Origin of the sequence: Paenibacillus sp. 2003, from assembly GCF_031455635.1 — a bacterium.
Classification (GTDB): domain Bacteria; phylum Bacillota; class Bacilli; order Paenibacillales; family Paenibacillaceae; genus Paenibacillus; species Paenibacillus amylolyticus_B.
In genome coordinates this window covers 29915-48754 of the sequence record NZ_JAVDTB010000008.1, presented here as the reverse complement: position 1 = coordinate 48754, position 18840 = coordinate 29915, and the positions used below count along the sequence as shown (strand labels likewise).

The following is an 18840-nucleotide window of genomic DNA, read 5'->3' as shown; positions in this document are numbered from 1 at the left end:
CATAAAGGCGGTGATTCTTATGACTGAAACAGAAGGACAAGGAGACAAACATTCCTTAACACAAGAAATATTAACGGATAAGGATCAATTAACTGGACAAAACGTAAAACTGAAAGGGAGTTCCCCTTCAGGCGTTAACACGCTGATTAGACGTGTAGAGACAATCAGAAGTGATATGCAGTCGAAAATGATTGAAACACTGACTACCGATTTGGAGCACTTTTATCGTGGAGCGTTCAGTGAAATGAAGGATGTGTCTGCAGCTGGCTCACAGGGGTTGATAGACTCCGTGATGAATACGATGAAATATATTTCAGCAGGTGAAACCAAGGGGTATTCATCAACATTACTTAAGAAATCCCTTGACTCGTCGCAGCAGATGGATCAACAGATGAGCCGGGCCGACCAAAATTTGGAGCTTAGATCGTCTGGGACAACGAATGACAGTGGGCAATTCACACAAACCGGAACAGTCAAAAATCTGCAACGAATTGCACTGCAACATGGTATGGATCAGGAAGATGTAGGTCTTGCCTATCGTATTGGTTCTCGTAATTATGATCATTCATCTGAAGCTGTCGCGTTTGCTGAAGAAGTAGCCAAGCTGCATTCAGCGGGCAATATGGATGTAGAACAGACGGCAACAGGTCTGGAAGCTGTTACTCCGGCATGGGGAAGCAGTAGCTTTGATCTGTCCCAAGTCACAGACATGATGATTAGAGCTTCAACGATGTTGGATGTTGGCATTCAGGACTTGATGGATATGATGCGTCAGACCCTTCCAATGGCTGGTAACCCTGATGGAACGCTTGCACCAGAGGATGCATTAGCCAACTGGATTAGTAAGGCTGGATTGTTGGCTCAGTCAAAAGGAGATCATCCTCAGCAGGGCTTTGCATCGAATCGAGTTAGATTCGATCTTCTTGCTGAACAATTGAAGGCTAAGGATGCAAACGCGTCGATCCATCAGCGCACTGGCAGTAGAGACAACCTTCAATTCCGACAACGAGAGATCGAAATCACTTTTCAGATTGCAACACATGAGGCGATGCAAGGGTTGAAAGAGGAATTTGCCGAGCTGGGCGATTATCTCATCGCAGTCATGCGGTTAATTGGAGATCGTACGGATGGCATTGTTGATCATATGGAACTGCTTAACCGAATTATGGATGAAGTCGGTGTTCAGGTTGCGTGGGATAAGTTCGGTGAAGTGATGAATGAAGGCGATCAGAAACGATACGGTGCTACGAATGCAGATCCAGGTAAAGTCGAAAATACGGGAAGAGATGTTCCCGAGCGACTTCGAGTCACGGATGTACAACGTGCTGGTGTAGCGCAAGAAATGGGCAGACAGCAGAGTCGTCTACAGACTCTGGAACATCGCAAAACAGAAATTCAAAGTAGGGCCGCCGCCAAGCAAGATGATGTACTTCAGGCACGGACTAACCGAGATCATAAACATAATATGTACAATCAGGCTATACAAGATGGGGATACAGCGGCTTCTTCCATTCATGCAGAAGAACGTGACGAAGCTGAGAAGCGAGTCAAAACGTATAGTCGAGAACTTCTTCTGTTGCGAGAAGAAATGCATTCACTCGATATTCAGATTGCAAAGACGAAGCGAAGTCTTGAGTTTCTAGGCCGAGAACTGGATGACACGAGTAGAGCAATGATGCAACTTGAACACCAAGCTAGAGTTTTGATGATGGCGATGGATGATATGGACCTGGATGCAGTTGAACTACGAAACAAGTTGTATTTCCTTAATGCTGAGTTTACATACGGTTCAACGGATGTTCAGCGCTACGAATCAGAGATCCAGAAGCTGCGTAAACAGTCAACGCTATTGAATGATGTTCTCTCCACACTGAGAACCGAAGTCAATGAGTTAAATGCTTCTTTTAGACAAGGCATGATCGATGCTACAGCATACATATCCAAACTGAAGGAACTCGAACAGGTTCAGCTCGCAAGCATGATGAGTGGTCCAGGAGGATTACTAGTTGTTCCAGGTGCAGGAAGTGGTGGATCCCCTGTTAAGGATGACAAGGAAGAACCTAAGAACAAAACCTTTGTAGCTCGTCATGAAGACCTGATCAAAGATGTCATGAAAGACGCGATAATGGATGAATTCAATCCGGGGGGCGACTCGAAAAAAGGGAATAAAAACACACCCAAAAGAGGCCTTCTTTCCAGATTTAAGGATATGAAAGACACGGGCAATCGCAAAGCATTTTTTGACAGCAATGCCCCGATCCGTAATAAAGATGGAAATATACTTCGAGATAGACAAGGAAATTCGATTACTCAGCGTGACATCAATGCGGAGCAAGCTGCCCGTGGGATTAAAACACCCGGAAAATTTTCGAAATTAGTCAAATCCGGCGGGAGATTATTGAGGCCTTTAAAAGCTGTACCTGCACTTGGGTTGGCGATGACCGCCATGGATGTCGTCTCTGGTCTTGTCGATCCATTGAACAATATGGGTAAGTCAGAAGCGGAGAAGCAGAGTATTCGCGCAACCAATAAGGAAGAGTTGGCCAAAGATTTCAAGGATATGGAGCAGTCATCTTTTGTAGGGAAAGTGTGGAAAGGGTTAAACCTGGGGATGGATGCCGCTGTGTCCGGCACAATGAGTTCAATATTCGGAAACAATGCTACCAATAACAAGTTCGGGGATTACTGGAAGGGATTTAAGGCGGTTTGGAGTGAAGATGGCGGAGATGCAGTTGAGAAGAAACTGGGCAAGGAATACAACTACAAGCAGGAGAAAAAAGAAGCCCAGATTCAAATGGATAAAGAGTCTGGAAAACCGCCTGGGGACAACAAACAACAACAACCGCAGATACAATACATTCAACCTCAAATGCAGTATATTCCTGCTGCGGGCGGAATAGGAACTATTGCTAACGGTTATAGGCCTCAGCCGCAAAGCAACGGTATTGATGAAATGATCGCCAAGATTAATCGGCAGCTTAACAAATCGACAAGTGATAACGAAACCAATTACCAAGTCACTCGATCCCGTCTTTTGATTAGTGGTGTTCGCGAAGATTCTGGTCAGATGCGCGCGCTAATGGAGAAATATTTGCAAGAGAATATCAAGTTCTTCGATAAGGCAATTGCAAGTTTACAGAAGACGTACGATAAGATGGCTGAAGGTAAGGAGAAAGATGAACTGGGCCTGGAGATCAATGAGAAGAAACAGCAGAAGGCACAATCAGAGCTTGAACTAAATGGTGTCAAAAACAGCCAAATTGATGAGCTAAGACGCAAGATGAATGATCAGTTTGAGTTGACGCAATTGGATTATGATAAACGAATGTATGATCTCCTAGCGGCTAATGGGGGTAAGGAAGATGCACCAGAATTAATTGCATTGAACAAATCCCGTGCATCTGAAATGAACTCACAAATAAGTTCGATCAAGCAAGATTGGAAGAATCTGCTGAATAGTGGTGTGTTTAAACCAGGGTCAAATGAATATATGGAGATTTTTAAACAAATCCAGTCATTGGGTGTAGAACAGTCCAAAAATTTGTTTGAAATTAGCAAAAAAATGGATAAACCGATATCATCATTCAACATTCCAGCAGGTCTTAAGGTCATGGATTACTTTGATTACATGACGACGAACAATACACATAAAAGTGTGATGGTTGGCTCGGGTGATGTCACGGTTCATGTGAACATCGATAATATGACAGGCAGCACAAAAGATGTGGAGAGACTGACATCTACGTTGGACAAGACACTACGGCAGAACAACCCGGGTATGGTGAACTACATGGCCAGCAATGTAGGTGCAAGAATGGGAAGCAATCATATCCCCAGATAAAATAGGTAAGGAGGGCATCTGATATGACTCAGCAAGACCCGTTTGGCTTAGTAAATGACCGGTATAAAAGAAGGCTGTTGGTAGATACAGGCATGAAGTTCGAGCCAGTGAACGGAAGAATCATTGATCCGTACTCTTCACCTTCGCCCAATCCGCAAATGAGGGAAATTAAAATGATTAATGCTCCCTCGCATTTTCATCAGATGGGTGTGTCTTCGTACAAGGCGATCATTAACATCCTGTTTAAAGATAAACAATCCTATCACGACTACGTCATGTACGTAGGCTGGACACACAAATTTTATGATGAGAAGGGCAATATCTATGTTGGTGTTGTAGAGTCCATCAAAGTTGACCCTATTTTCTATCATCAGGATACGATGGATAAGGATCAAAAGGGGTACAAGGTCGAGTTGACCATGACCCTGATCAAAAAAGATGGATATGATCGTAAGAGTGCGATACAGTTTCAGGATTTACAGACGACAGAAGGGAAGGACCACTGGGCAAGAGATTCCATTGAACGCTTGGCTGATTTGGGGCTGACGGTTGTAACACAATTGGATGGCACACCCATTCTATATTTCAGACCGGAAAACTTTATAACCAGAGCAGAGTTTGTTACTTTCCTGATGCGAACCAAGCGTCTGCTGGAACGAACAATTCGAGAGTAGGGTGACCTACTCTCTTTTCTGTCTATTCTAAAGATAGGAGGTGTTTATCATACGAAAATGGGTTGATGTAAACGAAGGGGATTGGTTCTATAACGATGTTATGGAAGCCACGAATATGGTTTTGGAAGATGGTGAAGTCTTTGTGGCCGGGATCAACTATAACAAGTTTGAGGAAGGCAAGCCTTTTGTATATGAGGAAATCAAAGGGAAAGCGGGGCAAACCTCATTTAGTCTGTCTGTGCTGATTAAACCAACAGATGACAATCCACTGTATGTGTTTATTGACGGTGTTCAAACGATCTACCAAACGGCTGAAACCAATAGTAAGGGATTAACCGATGTGGAGTTGTATACCGGTGTGAAAGCAGGACAGGTGGTGTCCTTCTGTAGTTATGGAGAACCGTTGCTAGACAGTGCTTGGAAAAGGCCACCCGTGTCCTGGACTGGAGATTTGCCCAGAGCTGTACTTAGTGCAGCGACGACCTATTTCTACGATCCATTCAGTCGTAATCATCAGGAATATTTGTATGCAGCAGGCCAACCCCTTCGCAGACTCAGCATTCCTTCCGAGGTATGGGCAGACACCATGGGAGATGCAGAGGCGGTAACCAAAATTGCAACAAAGGCTATTGGTTATCGAACGGATGTATATTGTGTCAGCCCGGGGGGCTCGGTATTTCTTCCTTTTAATCTGAACGGTGTCACCTGCAAGTTCAATTATTGGACAAAGAATAACAAATTCATGAGTGAAGATATCAAAGCGACAACCCTCAAACCAGCATACAATAATTGTTTCTTTCCTAATGCCATTATACAGCGGGGAGAAGCCTTTCATCTGATTAATAAGTTACGCAAGGTGTTCTATGACAGATTTACGGATATGAAAGCACCAACGACGGGGATTAATCAGCCTATTACGGCATTTCAGGGACAACGGGTTTTTAGACTTAACGGCAATTATCCGGCCGGTAAAAAGAAACTTAAAATTACAGTGAAATTCAAAGACGAAAAAAAAGATAAAGTCCAAGAAACACCGACTTATTCGGAAATTGACAACCACACGGTTGTTTTTAATCAACCTTTCTCAGAAGGCGACGAAGTGACGTTCTATTATCTCAAAGATGTGAGCGAGAGGTTCGCAGACGTCGGCAAAGATTCGGCCATTTATTATCGGGACAAAGAGGAGCGAGTTGTACAGAATAAGGATGCCTTCTGGAAAATAGCCGTCTCAGAAATGGAAGACGAAACATTTGCGAACAATGATCCACTAATTAATGGCATTCCTATCAAGAAAAAGATGGATGGTGCAGCGGTAGTCACGGATATGGGCAGACCTGTAGGTGGTACGGACGAGGAAGAGATATGGTTCCTTGGAAATTCCGCAATGACACGAGCTGAAGCTGTAGCTTTCCTGGACCGATTCATGAAATGGACCATCGAGCGATTCAAGTAAGGGGGAGATTACAATATGATTCCAATTTCGGATGAGGTTATGAATGTGCTATCCCAGCGTCTGAAGCTTGGGGAAGGGGCGCTTCCCAATATCCGTGTAGAAGTAGATCGGCTGGCATTTATCCCGGGACGGACAGAAGAGTTCAGGCATATCGTAACCGAGCAAGTACCCATCATCAGTACAGAATCCGTTTGGGTGGAAGAGTCGAGTAATGGTATATATAACGGTTCGACTCAAGCGAATGCTCAGGAGATTTGTTTTCCGATCAAAGGTAAAACGTTTATTACTACTCCTGTGACAGATAAATTTGGTACTCCTCGTGATAGCGCGTCAAAAATTCACCGAGGCATCGATTTGTCAGAAAAGATCGGGACGCCAATTTTGGCTGCATGGGCCGGAAAAGTAGTCCGAACATCCTTGAATAAAACAGAAGGTGCTGGTAATGCCGTAAATATTAGACATGCTAATGGTGTAATCACCAAGTATTTTCACCTGAAAGAAATTCTCTGTACGGTGGATGATGAAGTAGCTCAAGGGGCTGTCATTGGAACGCTAGGCAATACAGGTGGCGTATATACCGGTGGGCATAAGGTGTCCCCGGCTGAACGTGCGGCGGGCAAGGGAAAACATCTACATTTTGAAATTTGGGAAGGAGTCAATCCAACAACGAGAACCGGAGAGGGAGGCAAGCCAGTTAATCCTGAATTGTATTTCAAGGGCCAGCGCAAGTTGCACGGAAATGCGAAAACAACATTTACTGATGTAAAGCCTGTTCAGGTCGAAGGATATCCCGGAGAGATCAAACTGAATGAGAAGTTCGACAAACGAAACTGGTATGAGAAAAACGTTTATACAACCGGATTGAAATTTTCGGATTATGCCAAGATTGAATCGGGTTGGACTATGTTTGATTCAGGAGGCAAGTTGCTATACACCTTTGAAGGCAAAGCCGCCGTAGCTGAATTTGAGATTAACGTGACAAAACTGAGTATGCCCACACAAGGGCTGCTTAGTATTGGAATGGGGACTAATTTTAGTGAAGCAGAAGGGGATTCTTTTGCTGTGGTGATTGATGGTAAAACGTATGCCTATGTGAATAAGTTCAACGGGGCATATGATCTGACCAAACTGACGGAATTGAATAATATTGTGATCCCTGCAAAAGCCAAGAGTATCAAGATTAAGGTGACGTATGGGGGCAAACAAAACTCCACTGTCCCAACCGGGTCTGTTCCTGCTTCAAGTAAGAAGTATAAAAAATTTGCCATTGATTATATTCGCATACAAGAGTTGTTGCCTGCTCCGTTGAAGAATCAAAAGAGTGAAGAAGGGCTCGATCCGTCTAAAGGATATTATCAAACGAACAGCTACACAGATTTTATCAATAATAGAAGGATCGAGACGGATGTTATTCAGGTCGGATCTTTTGTCTATATGGACACACAGGTTCTTCCCAATATTATTAGTGCCGAAATCGATGATCAGTTTGATTCTGAAGCCAGGGAGGCACGGCTGACCATCTCCAATCCGAGAGGATTCTTCTCCCCCGATTATAATCCTGCTCATTTTCCTGAGCTTGGGGGTGTGCCGTCTCCATGGTCTTATTTTGCAAACGGATTCCATATCGGAGTTCTGAGTGAAAATACACCGATACGCATATATATGGGATATGGTCAGCACATGATGCGGGTATTTACGGGACTGATTGACAAGGTGGACATCAATGGCGAAGGCTCCACGCTGGAGATCACGGCTCGAGATATGTACAAGCGCATTATCGAGAAAGTCATTTCCGAGAAAAAAGCCTATCCAGAGGTAGAAGAGATTGATAATGTGCCAGATCCGGTGCCGCCTGCAGCAGTTGGCACGGACCGGACATCATCCATAATTCAGGCTGCACAGGCCCAAGCTGCAGCGTATGGTGTGCCTGATCATAAGTTTTTGCTTGCGATATGCAGGCACGAGACCGTTCTCGGAACACAGGGGAAGGGCACAGAAGAAAATGGAAGCTTTATTCTTGGATATGGCTGTCCTAGTAAAAGTGCTTGCAATCCCCTTTACAAGGGAATTCAGGAGCAAATGAAGCGTGGAGCAGAACGGATGTCCAAGGCGCTGGCTTCCAGAGGGAAAAAAGTGAGTTCCAAGGCGGATGTACTTTATTTCCATAATGGTGGAGACATTGCTCCCATGACCTGGAGTCAAGATCGGGAGAATTGGGTGGACAAGGTATGGACCTACTATCAGGAGATGCTCGCAGATCCGGCAAGCTGGACTATTACAGCAACCTCCACTCCCGCAGTTACACCAACACCAGCTCAGCCTGTAGAATTTGAAAAGCCGGCTTGGGTCAAATCAACCGTTGTACTAGATCTGGTTAAACATGCAGGTATGGTGGGTTGGAGGGCAACCAGTGAGGATCGTTCTTATCCTGACTATGTGATTGATGAGACCTATCTGATTGAGGTGAACCAGAAGACGGGTAGGGTCATTGTCCCGGTACCGGGTCAGGAAGGTGAGTTTGAAGTCAAGGACGCAAGTACAGTGCTGACTCCGAACGGATGGCTTAATCCATTTATTGAGGAATATGGCAGGACGTTTGAGCAATGGTCCACCAAAGTTACAGAAGCTGTGCAGGAGGTAATCTCGGAGATACCGTATCGAAGCTACTGTGACCGTTATGGTACATACCGACTGGAACGCTTGAATTATGACAAACCGGTCGTGGCAGAGTTTTCCGAGAATGACAATCTGATCTCCATAACCAAATCTACAGACTGGTCCAGAGGAAGAAGTCACATCGTTGTTATTGACTCGAATAGTAGTCAGAGCAGTTTCGTAGACAAGGAGATTTTGCTCGAACTCAAAGGAGAAATCCGAACCATGGTGCTGGCCGTTCCTTGGGCGAAGACGGTTGAAGCCAAAAGACAGGTGGCAGAGCGAGCTTTTTTTGACATGAAACGGATGTGCCGTACGCTTCAGGTATCCATTCCTGCGAATCCTGCGCTTGATCTGCTCGACAACGTTATTGTGACGGATAAAACGACCACCACACGAGCTGTTTATACGATTAAAAGTATTAAAACCAGTTATTCGGTCGACCGTGGCATGTTACAGGTCATTGATATGATGTGGGCAAGAAAGGGAGTGATGGTGTAATGGCCGGCATTGTGAATGAAAATATTGTATTTCCCGTGCTGGATCTCATCCACCGGGAGCTTCGCAAATATAGCAGCATCTCCAATTCGAATGTTTCTCCTCTTGAAGGTGAGCCTTCTGTTACATTGTATCGGGAGCATATGCAGGACCCCGACAGGGTGACTGGAGCAGACCTCTTGTATGAATCGGCATGGAAGGTTTCGATCTGGATGAAGTTTGGCTCAGAGGATGAGGAAGACTTTCCTTCCGGAGTGGGCTATTCCCATCCGGATTATGATTATTACAAGTATTTCAGGTTAACGCAGGTGACGGCCCGTACATATGATCCAGCTGGAGAGTCCATGTTCACTTACAATATTGGTCTAAATTATGATGACGAAGGACGCTTAACTGGAACGAGCGTAAGTCGTATATAACATGTAGGAGGTGGTTCCATGGCATTTAATGTATCTTACATCGCGGGTGGCGTCATCGACAAAGTGCGCGAGCTGCCGTACCCACACTTCAGTAAAAAGACGATCCCGTTCATTCGGGGACAGATGTTGGACATTCCGGCGGCGAAGACCACCAAGTCCGATACGTTCACCTTGGCGTATGACACAGAGTTTCTGAGCATTGCGTTTGCTGCGAGCCACTACTGTGTCGGCGATTACTGGGAGCTGACGATCGGGACTGAAAAGGTGTGCCGCACTATTTATGCGAAGGAACTTCCCGAGTCGGTTTCCATGGGTAACAGTTTCGGAATTGTCTACCCGATTCCGGCTGGAACGACTATCACGTTTGACTTTTTTAACGCGGTGGCTGAAGCCAAGTCGGTCTGGTACAACATCAAATTTTTGAGATAAGGAGGGTGACGATGGCACAGACAGTACCATTAACCAAGTTCAGTGGGTTCGTATCAGGCGAAAGTAAAGCTGAGGATATTATTTTCGATCTGGCCGATGCCATTGTAAGCGCGAAGATTCCATCCGCCAATGGTTCAAATGTGGAAAACAAATGGAAAAAGGTTTACGAGTCCATGTCAGATGTTTGGGTGACTTACAAAGAGATGACCCATTCAGGCGTACAAGGGAAATATAAGCATACTGATGGTAAGTTGTATGATGTATTGAAATTGGCGAGCAATTTGCAGAGCATCTCTGCATCAAAAGATGGAAGAGCGTTAATGAATGAGGATGGTTATTTAAATGAGGTTTATAGTACACCTAATGTTATAACAGGTAAAAAAATTCTTGTAACCAATCATCAGTACATTAGCAATAATGGAGAAACCATAAATATTAATATTCCTGGAGCGCTAGTTGTAATGATCCCTGATGAATCATCTCCTCAAGGAGTAAGAGCCTACTTTGTTAAACAGATCCATAATAGAAAAGATGGAAATAAAATAAATACTTCAGATTGGAACGAATTTGATTTATTGACGGAAATGCCGAGCGACTGGGCATACGCTTTAAACAAGTCTGGATACAAAATAAGGTTAGAGTATGAAAGATTTATAAACAGTGGTGGTAACTATAGTTACTACACAACAGAACCAGTCCTTGCAACCAAGTACACTTTCACCGAACGATACTATATCGCTGAACCAACCAACTACACTACACCTAAGGTTGTGTTGAAAGCTACACCAGATGTACCAGAGGGGATTTCCTCTCGGGATTACTTCATCATGTTTACTCAACCTCAGAACTTCACGGGTGGAGATTATAATTACTTTGACTGCCAGCATGGTGTAGGATTTGTAGGCGAATTAAGCAAGGGTGATCCGTCAGCTACATACAAAGGAATTTGCAATCCCTCAACCGTCTCACCTGGGTCTACACCCGTAGTAGTGGATCAAACAACAGCAGAAGCGATGTACGAGCAGTGGAATGATCCTGAAGCAACTAAATTGTACACACCGCCAACCATCACATGGGACAAGGATTTTGATGGTGTAACTGAACTGATCAGTCCGGCTTCCCATTTCTTTTACGGACGTAACTCTACCGTAAAATGGTTGCCAAACAAAAAACGGAGACCGGATTATCTGGTAGCCTACCATATTTCGGTTAATAACGACCGAGCTGCGATTGTCATAGAAGGTGATCCTTCTCCAAATATTCATGGATATTACCGTAGTTTTGGTTATTTTGGGAAAATCGTACCTTTTAATGACCACGATCATATTGGAAACTTTGGTTTAACCGTAGGTATGGGAGACTTGAAACAGGATCTAACAGGATATACCAAAAATGATATCCGAACGGATTTAAATCCGGACAAGTATGCGCAATACGGAGAGTATACTTCGAACGGGATGGATTCGGTATCTCTCCTCCGAACTCGAGGTAATGTACTTTATCAAGCTCATTATCCAGCATTTATTAGCCAGCTGCCGAATTATCCCGATGTTGGGAGTATCCCAAAAGAACTGTCTAAACTAGTGTTAGACAAGGATGGTTTCCAAAAGTCACTATGGACTGGGAAATACCATGCAAGTCCAGTCTATCTGGTGCACCAAGCGGAAGGGTATCGGGGGTATATGGATGGGGTTGTCGCTATATATGATCAGAATCTCGTTAATCTGGACGAACTGATTGTAGATACGGAGATTCCCAAAGATAATAATAACCCTGCAGCTGGTAATTGGACGGAAGTGTACAAATTCTTCAGCATCAAATCACCGATGAATTTTTTCAAGCAGTCGCCTGCGCCTGACCTGGTAACGATTGCAATACTTAAGGAAATTAAATAAGGAGGATTAACATTACATGGCAAATTTCAAGTATGTAGAAACCATTACAACATCCCAGGATCTGCTGAATAAGTTGAAGGAGGAGATTACGGTTTTCGAGAAATTCCCCTTCGAATCAACAGCGGGTGAAACTGCTGAGAATAACTCGTGGAAGGTGTTTTATGAGGAAAAGGATGCTGAAAATCGTATCAGTCTGTTGATTCTTCAAGGCACCATGACAATTGGAACAACAGAAAAACCAATCACCAAAAAATATTATGTACAGTTCACGAATCACGCCATCGTTCCACGAGTGATCACACCAACGCCTAAATATGTAGAGCATAGTACTTTGACGGTCCAATTGCTTGAAGGACTGGAAGGAGAAGAGCCTGCTGCTTTGCCAGTGAAGACACTGCCAACATTCAAATTAACTGGTCACCCTGTACTGTACCAGTGGGCACTGGAGAGTCATACGCCAACGGATCGAAACAAAGAAAAGCCGGTTTACATGTATATCAATGTGATGAATAATCGTCTGGCTATGGTTCTGGTTGCAGATCCGGCTGTAAATTTCCTGGATTACAAAAAATCATTCCTCTATGTAGGTGCGCTGAAGCCATTCAAATACAACCTCAATGATGTAGACGGAAACGTTATGCTGACGGCAGGTGCAGTTATTGATGAACCGGATATCGCAACAATCGCCAAAGACGGTACATACTACTATGGACAGTATACTTCTGCAGGTAACAACACATTGCAGATGCTAAAGACTAAATCAGGTATTGAATTCCAGAGCCATTATCCTTCTTTCATTACTCAAGCACCACCAGTAGGCAAAGCCTTTATTGATCCTGAACTTGGGGATACAGGACTTGAACTGGAACCACAGGGTTTCCAGGCATCCAAATGGACGTCCAAATATCACTTGTCTCCAATTTATGTTGTCCACCCATATGAGGGATATCGTGGTCAGTTTGACAACTGCATTGCGGTAACGAAACATAATATCCTTCACCTGGATGAGTTGATTATTGACGTGGAAGGAAAGCCTTGGCATCAAGAGGTTTATCGTTATTTCGATACAGATACACAACAGAACTTCATGAACTTATCAGCTAATCAACGTATGGGTGTAGCGATTCTGAAAGAGGTACGTTACTTAAGTAAACAAGCATAGATCTGAATCGTATAGATTCAGTAGAGGGAACCCTGACTCCGCTCAGGAGTTCCCTTTTTATTTGGAGGGGGTGATGCAGTGCTCACAACAAACGAATACTATTTCAGCATCAGGGACATTGTTCAGACATCACAGGGATATTTGCTCAGGATAGGCAGTACAGGAAGCAGGCCTCTGAACTATATGTTTGTATATATTCCTTATAGTCGTTATGCCAGCATATTAATGCTGGATTTCTACATGGCAAGGAACGCTGCTGATGATACGATAAAAGACGAATTGATTGACTCCATCAAAAGAGATTTGGAAGGAGAAGAACAATTTATCGTTCTGTCTGATGGGAGAAAAAGGAATCATGTAGCGATAAACGAGATACCTATTGGAGACAAACGAAATACGGTACAAAGCGAGATTGAAGAAGGCATTACGGCTATGCGTAATCGATTAGGTGCCGATGAGTCCTTAGAACCGATTGAAGGAATTAGAACATCTAATCGAGATAGCGATCTTATGGATGACTCTGAACAAAAGGCTGCTGATCGAATGCAGTGGCTGCATCAGGGACAGTTGCATACGGAAGATGCAGCATGGCGTGTTGATAATAACAAAGAGTTAAGAATATTCAAGAATGTTACAGTAACACGTAATTTGCTTAAAAATCTGGACAAAATTCATCCATCCCAATGGGGGGTTCGTTTCTCGGATCAGGATGTCATTCTAGATTATCTTGGAGATTACGATAGAGATGATGCAATTGAAACCGTTGTTGAACGAATCATGGCGTCAGCCAGAGATCATCAGAAGCATACCCGGCTTGAGATATTAGCGATAGCCAATCGGACCGTTTCGATGCTCACGGAGCAAATGGTGATGGATGGTGCTTTGAAAGAAACTGAGCGACGCAGTATCATAGTTAGAGTAATTGACAGTGTTAAAGAGAGACTGAAAGATACTGCGATATCCAAGCTGGACTTGGCTTCATCCATGACTCGGCGTGAAATCGATGTTTCATATGGAAACATGCTAAAAGCTACAATAGCTCATCATCGGAACACCTCCAAGGAGCTTATGAGTGACTCCCAGCGTTTCTATAAACGGGATTCAAGCATAGATCATGACATACAAATAGGGAATTCTTCACGATTCCTACAAGAAGAATATATGAAAATTGTACATGAACAAATTCTCTCTTCAATAGATCATACGAGAGAAATCAGTGTTCATAAGCCAGATCAGGGTGAAAGAAATCTTCAGGTCGAAGGGCAACTGGCTCAGTTCAATCAAGCCTTGCGGAATATTGATTTTGAAACGCAGATGCAGTATGCACAACAATGGGGGCAACGCAAAAATTTCGAAAACGGGTTAGTCATGCGTCCACCTGTTCTGGCTAAACTGAAAACACGCCAATTCCCAAGTGTGGTACATCAGTCTCTCCGAATGGAAAGAGATACGAATAAAGAACTACTTTTAGCGGAAACACAGTTATATAGACGAAGCGCAGAGCATGATATTATTTCTTTAAACGAGATCATAAATTTGGATCGGAGCCGACTGACAGCACCTACCTTGATTAATAAGGAAGGTCTATGGGGAAGTATGGCTAAAGGTGTGCAAACCTATATGGACAGATCTTCAGCCAATAGGTATCACCCTGCATCTGCGTTAAGAGATATTCGTAGTGATCCCTGGGTGATCCCAAATGCTTTTCCAAGAGCACAACGTATTATAGGTCATAATCCGGCAACAATAGATCAGGAATTTCCATGGGGCAAAAGGATCATAGATCATAATCCCGCTTATATTGAAGATGTGAATACGCAAATCAAGGCTTACCGACTTATTGTTGTACTTGGAGCGGTTGAGGACACGAATAAGCAAATTCTTGCATCAAGGGATGCTACGGAGTTCGGAAATGTCTTGCGAAATAAACCCGAAGCACATCGAGATACAGTAGAATTCGCTAATATTGAGAGGGATAAACCTGAAGGCACTCGGGTAGATAAAGAAGCTGCACATCTCCTTCGAGAATATTCAGAAGGACGCAGGGTCGACAAATTTGAATCATTTGTATCTTCCCAATTCGATACTGGTCATGTTGGTCCGCGAGCCATGTATATTCCCAAAACAGAAGTGCATGCCGAGCGAACGAATACATATGAGATAGAATTAAAATCCTCAAGTGCAGGTAACCGCATCACTGAGCAAGAAATCTGGTTACCCCAAGCTTTACGTGGAGAACGTGAAGATAAGACATTGACGATTGAAGATACGGTCTACGAGGCGCTGAAGAGTAGGGATAATAAAAACCTTTTTCTTGACGATGAGATGTATGTAGCACTTAAAGGCAGCAAAGAGCTCAATATAGAGAAATTGTGGCAATCTCTAAAAAATATGACGCAGAAGCATATGGTTTACTTGGATGACTTACTAAAAAAGTTCATCAGTGATGGTGGAACGATTGGAAACAAATTATATCCGGGTCATCTGGAAGATTCATTGTTGGCAGCTGAATTATTAGAACGCCCTGCGCTTGTATTGGAGATGATGATTGATGCGGTGTATCAGACCGATGATGTTGCTTTTATGGATGAAAACCTTCTTACTGGAATTCGCGAGAGAATCGATGCATTAATTGAAGTGGGCATCTTGTGTTCCAATAAAAAAAGTAATAATGGACTCGTTACGTTCAGTTCAGAGGGGATTAGAGAATTAAAACAAGTTATCATCGACATGGACATGTCAGAAGCATATCAAGAGCCCGATGATGCATGGACAGGCACACCACATCTAGATGCAGATCACCTCTCCCATCATGGGAATGTAGAGGATAAAATGTCTGAGTCCATCAAGGAAAAAGACAGTGAGTATAATCAAGTAGGGTTGCTGAATGAGCAAAATACGGGTTCGAAGTTTGATCGGCGCGGAGAAACCATCGAGGTGACTTATGCGGATTGGGATGCCAAACCGATTACTTTTAATTTTGATACTCCACTTGGATATGTCGATTCATCCCCAGGTGTTTTTGATGAGGATCTATCAGAAATGAACGTTGCTCACTCACAGGAAAAGTTAGGCATGGTGGATGAAACAGTCGAAGGTTCTAATCATAATCGAGATGGATTATTTAACGAACAAGGTTATGCTACAGGAGAAGCTATCCTCCGGTCAGGCGAGCACTCTATTACATACGTTGGGGGTTCAACAGATCTGCGAGAACTGCATATTAGTAAAGAGTACTCCATCGGCGCCCGGTTCACTCAACAAGCAGATGTGAGTGAGGAATATAACTTAGGCAGTCCTGTTAACCGTGAGCTTCAACAGACTGGAGAGATCGTTTCAGGAGCTTCTTCACAAATGAGAAAAGCACAGGTCGTACAGTTGTATACCTCCAGCACTTCTGGGATTCGTCAAGCAAATACAAGTGAGGGCTATGAATTAGGCGACCCACTTTTACGCGAAGGTATATCTAATCAAGGCTATAGCCTAGGATATCAGGATTTGCGTCAAATGCAATGGGATGATGGTTATATGGGGGAATCGAATCATCGACTGGGTTTTACAGCAGAAGGATCATTTTACAGTTATATGGAATTAAAACAGGCAAACATGAATGACGGAATGCAATTGGCCATGAACTCAGAACGATTGTCAGAGCAATCAGGTCGAGTTGAACATGCTACTCAATTGAAAGATTCATGGGTGAATGAAGATTTTCTGGGTCAGGTATACAAACTTGGTAACCTGGAACAGCAGTGGATAGCTGATAAGCCACAACAGGGAAATCTGGAGAGCCAGTGGGTTGCTACCAAATATCAATATGGTTTGATGGATCAGTATCTTGACAGCGGGGATAAACCTAAGTACGCAGACGTGCCAGTAGAATCCATTGGAGGTTTGCCGCTCAAATATGGGCAGATTGAAGAGGAGTTGCAGGCAACTAAATACCGGTATGGCAACCTGGAAGAGCAGCTACTCGGAATTAAACCTCAGTATGGAAAAATTGAAGAAATGCTGTTTTCTACCAAGCCTCAATATGGCAATTTGGAAGAAAATCTTCTCGCGACTAGGGGTGGTAAAAGTTCCGAATATCACTTTACCAGCAACGGAGATAAACGTGCAAGAGATTCGTATGTTGAGGAACAACGGAACGGATCAAAGAGCGAGCGAAGGACAAGTCTTGAGGAAGATATAGCGGGAATTCTAAAACCTCTTCGGGCTACATTTGAATCCGGTTTGTTAAGCACAAAAGATAATTCCCAGGCTGATTGGGAGCAATCTTTAGTGAGTGACAAGGCGAGTAATTATTCTTCAATTGTCACTATATCTGAAGCATTAAAAATTCAACAGCATGGACATGTGGGAGAGCAATTGAATGCTAGCCAGTTGGAACAAGGTGCTTCTCTTCTAGATGGTTTAGAAGGAAAGAAAGGACATGTGGATGGTGAATTAATTGATTATACATGGACAGGCACGAACTCAGCGCACCACGCTAATGTTGGGGCAGAATTATCCGGTGAAACCGGACCACTTGATTCTACGGGGCAATACGAAATAACGACTGCATTTAAGAATACTCTTAATGGTGAATTAAATACAGAAGATACTAACATGTCAATCAAGTTAAGTGGATCTGGACAAGAAGTGGATGATTTTTCATATGCAGATTTTGAGGGCAGAGTGGCGCTTGTTCAACAGGATGTCATCACTGCAGAACGAGAGGATGAACGAATATCTCATCTGGAAAACCAGACACGAGAGGCAACATTTGCGAATGCTCGTTTGTCTGAATTGCAGAATCCGGAGGATACATTTGCAACCTTTGAGGAACGATGTACGCAGGTGATCACGGGCTTTATTTTCGCTGAACGACCTGAGATGCGTGCAGAGTATTTGGAACAACTTTTTGCATTTTTGCCTGAACGAACAGCGCATCTTATGAAGGTCTATCATGAAGCTAAAATGGAAGGACAGGCTTCTGATGTTGAAGTCGATTCAGTGTTGGCTTATCGGGATCGGATTACTGAGGGATATCTGCCTCTTATGGATACTACCGCGCAGGGACTTGTTTTCGATTATACCGATAATCTGTTGGACCACGGAATGAATCCCGAAGACTGGGAGGGTGGTTTTGGCGTGCCCGAAGAGTATGATCCTCATGACCCGTTTAACGTTTATTTTCCATACTCCAAAGAGATGGATGCACTTGAACTTGTTCAGGCGGATGATTGGGTTCAATTCGGCGGCGGCGATTGGAAACGGGATGAGCTCCTCGGCAAGTTTTACAGTGAAAATGAAACTTCTCAAATCAACGGATGGTACCGGAATAATTTTCTGGGCGATCAGTATAAATTCTCCGTTGATTTCAAGGTAGATGAGAACGAGAAGGGTGACGATGGTGTTGGAATTATTTTTAAAATGCAAGATACCAATAACTATTGGATGTTCATGGTCAACGGTGGCGATTCTACGAATGCTCTAGATATGAGGACACCGATGCAGCTGTATCATGTCGTCGCGGGGAGAAAAGAGTCTGTAGGTTCTCCAATGCAACCTTTTAAATGGGAGAGGAATCGATGGTACACAATCTCAGTATCTATCATGAAAGGTAAATTACAAATCTATACCGATTCCAAACTACAATACGATTTAACGGGCACTGATTAACTCAGTGTTCTTTTTTTCGTATATAGCGAGTACGAGGTGATTTTATGGGTCATACATTTGGATTGTTTACAATGTCTCAGAAAGGCGTGTTGTTCGCCAATATGAGAGCCAAGATAGCTGATAAAGACGATTATGCCAATCCTAATCATC

General features: G+C 43.6%; 9 protein-coding genes. All 9 read left to right on the top strand.

What is annotated here, in order from left to right; genetic code table 11:
• Positions 1 to 19 precede the first annotated feature (19 nt).
• Positions 20 to 3841, top strand: coding sequence for a phage tail tape measure protein (locus J2X75_RS24415; RefSeq protein ID WP_310341051.1), 3822 nt, complete (start codon positions 20 to 22; stop codon positions 3839 to 3841).
• A gap of 23 nt (positions 3842 to 3864) precedes the next feature.
• A complete protein-coding gene (locus tag J2X75_RS24410) occupies positions 3865 to 4515 on the top strand; it encodes an S-layer homology domain-containing protein (protein WP_310341049.1) in 651 nt (216 codons plus the stop codon).
• Positions 4516 to 4630: 115 nt separating this feature from the next.
• Positions 4631 to 5968, top strand: coding sequence for a hypothetical protein (locus tag J2X75_RS24405; RefSeq protein ID WP_310341047.1), 1338 nt, complete (start codon positions 4631 to 4633; stop codon positions 5966 to 5968).
• A gap of 15 nt (positions 5969 to 5983) precedes the next feature.
• Positions 5984 to 9124, top strand: a complete 3141-nt coding sequence (locus J2X75_RS24400; RefSeq protein WP_310341045.1) for a M23 family metallopeptidase — start codon at positions 5984 to 5986, stop codon at positions 9122 to 9124.
• Positions 9124 to 9540 (top strand): hypothetical protein, encoded by a 417-nt coding sequence (locus tag J2X75_RS24395; protein WP_307534744.1) that lies wholly within the window; start codon positions 9124 to 9126, stop codon positions 9538 to 9540. Before J2X75_RS24400 ends, J2X75_RS24395 begins: the two co-directional genes overlap by 1 nt.
• Positions 9541 to 9558: 18 nt before the next feature.
• Entirely contained in the window at positions 9559 to 9969 is a 411-nt protein-coding gene (locus tag J2X75_RS24390; RefSeq protein WP_076331348.1) for a hypothetical protein, read from the top strand.
• Positions 9970 to 9980: 11 nt separating this feature from the next.
• Positions 9981 to 11864, top strand: coding sequence for a hypothetical protein (locus J2X75_RS24385; RefSeq protein WP_310341040.1), 1884 nt, complete (start codon positions 9981 to 9983; stop codon positions 11862 to 11864).
• Between the two features lie 16 nt (positions 11865 to 11880).
• Positions 11881 to 13026, top strand: coding sequence for a hypothetical protein (locus tag J2X75_RS24380; RefSeq protein ID WP_310341037.1), 1146 nt, complete (start codon positions 11881 to 11883; stop codon positions 13024 to 13026).
• A 78-nt stretch (positions 13027 to 13104) separates the two neighbouring features.
• On the top strand, positions 13105 to 18690 hold the full coding sequence (locus J2X75_RS24375; RefSeq protein WP_310341035.1) for a hypothetical protein: 5586 nt from the start codon (positions 13105 to 13107) through the stop codon (positions 18688 to 18690).
• Positions 18691 to 18840 lie beyond the last annotated feature (150 nt).

Bases quoted from the DNA above. Each gene is read 5' to 3' on its own strand.
- J2X75_RS24415 (WP_310341051.1), top strand. From the start codon at position 20: ATGACTGAAACAGAAGGACAAGGAGACAAACATTCCTTAACACAAGAA.
- J2X75_RS24410 (WP_310341049.1), top strand. From the start codon at position 3,865: ATGACTCAGCAAGACCCGTTTGGCTTAGTAAATGACCGGTATAAAAGA.
- J2X75_RS24405 (WP_310341047.1), top strand. From the start codon at position 4,631: ATGGTTTTGGAAGATGGTGAAGTCTTTGTGGCCGGGATCAACTATAAC.
- J2X75_RS24400 (WP_310341045.1), top strand. From the start codon at position 5,984: ATGATTCCAATTTCGGATGAGGTTATGAATGTGCTATCCCAGCGTCTG.
- J2X75_RS24395 (WP_307534744.1), top strand. From the start codon at position 9,124: ATGGCCGGCATTGTGAATGAAAATATTGTATTTCCCGTGCTGGATCTC.
- J2X75_RS24390 (WP_076331348.1), top strand. From the start codon at position 9,559: ATGGCATTTAATGTATCTTACATCGCGGGTGGCGTCATCGACAAAGTG.
- J2X75_RS24385 (WP_310341040.1), top strand. From the start codon at position 9,981: ATGGCACAGACAGTACCATTAACCAAGTTCAGTGGGTTCGTATCAGGC.
- J2X75_RS24380 (WP_310341037.1), top strand. From the start codon at position 11,881: ATGGCAAATTTCAAGTATGTAGAAACCATTACAACATCCCAGGATCTG.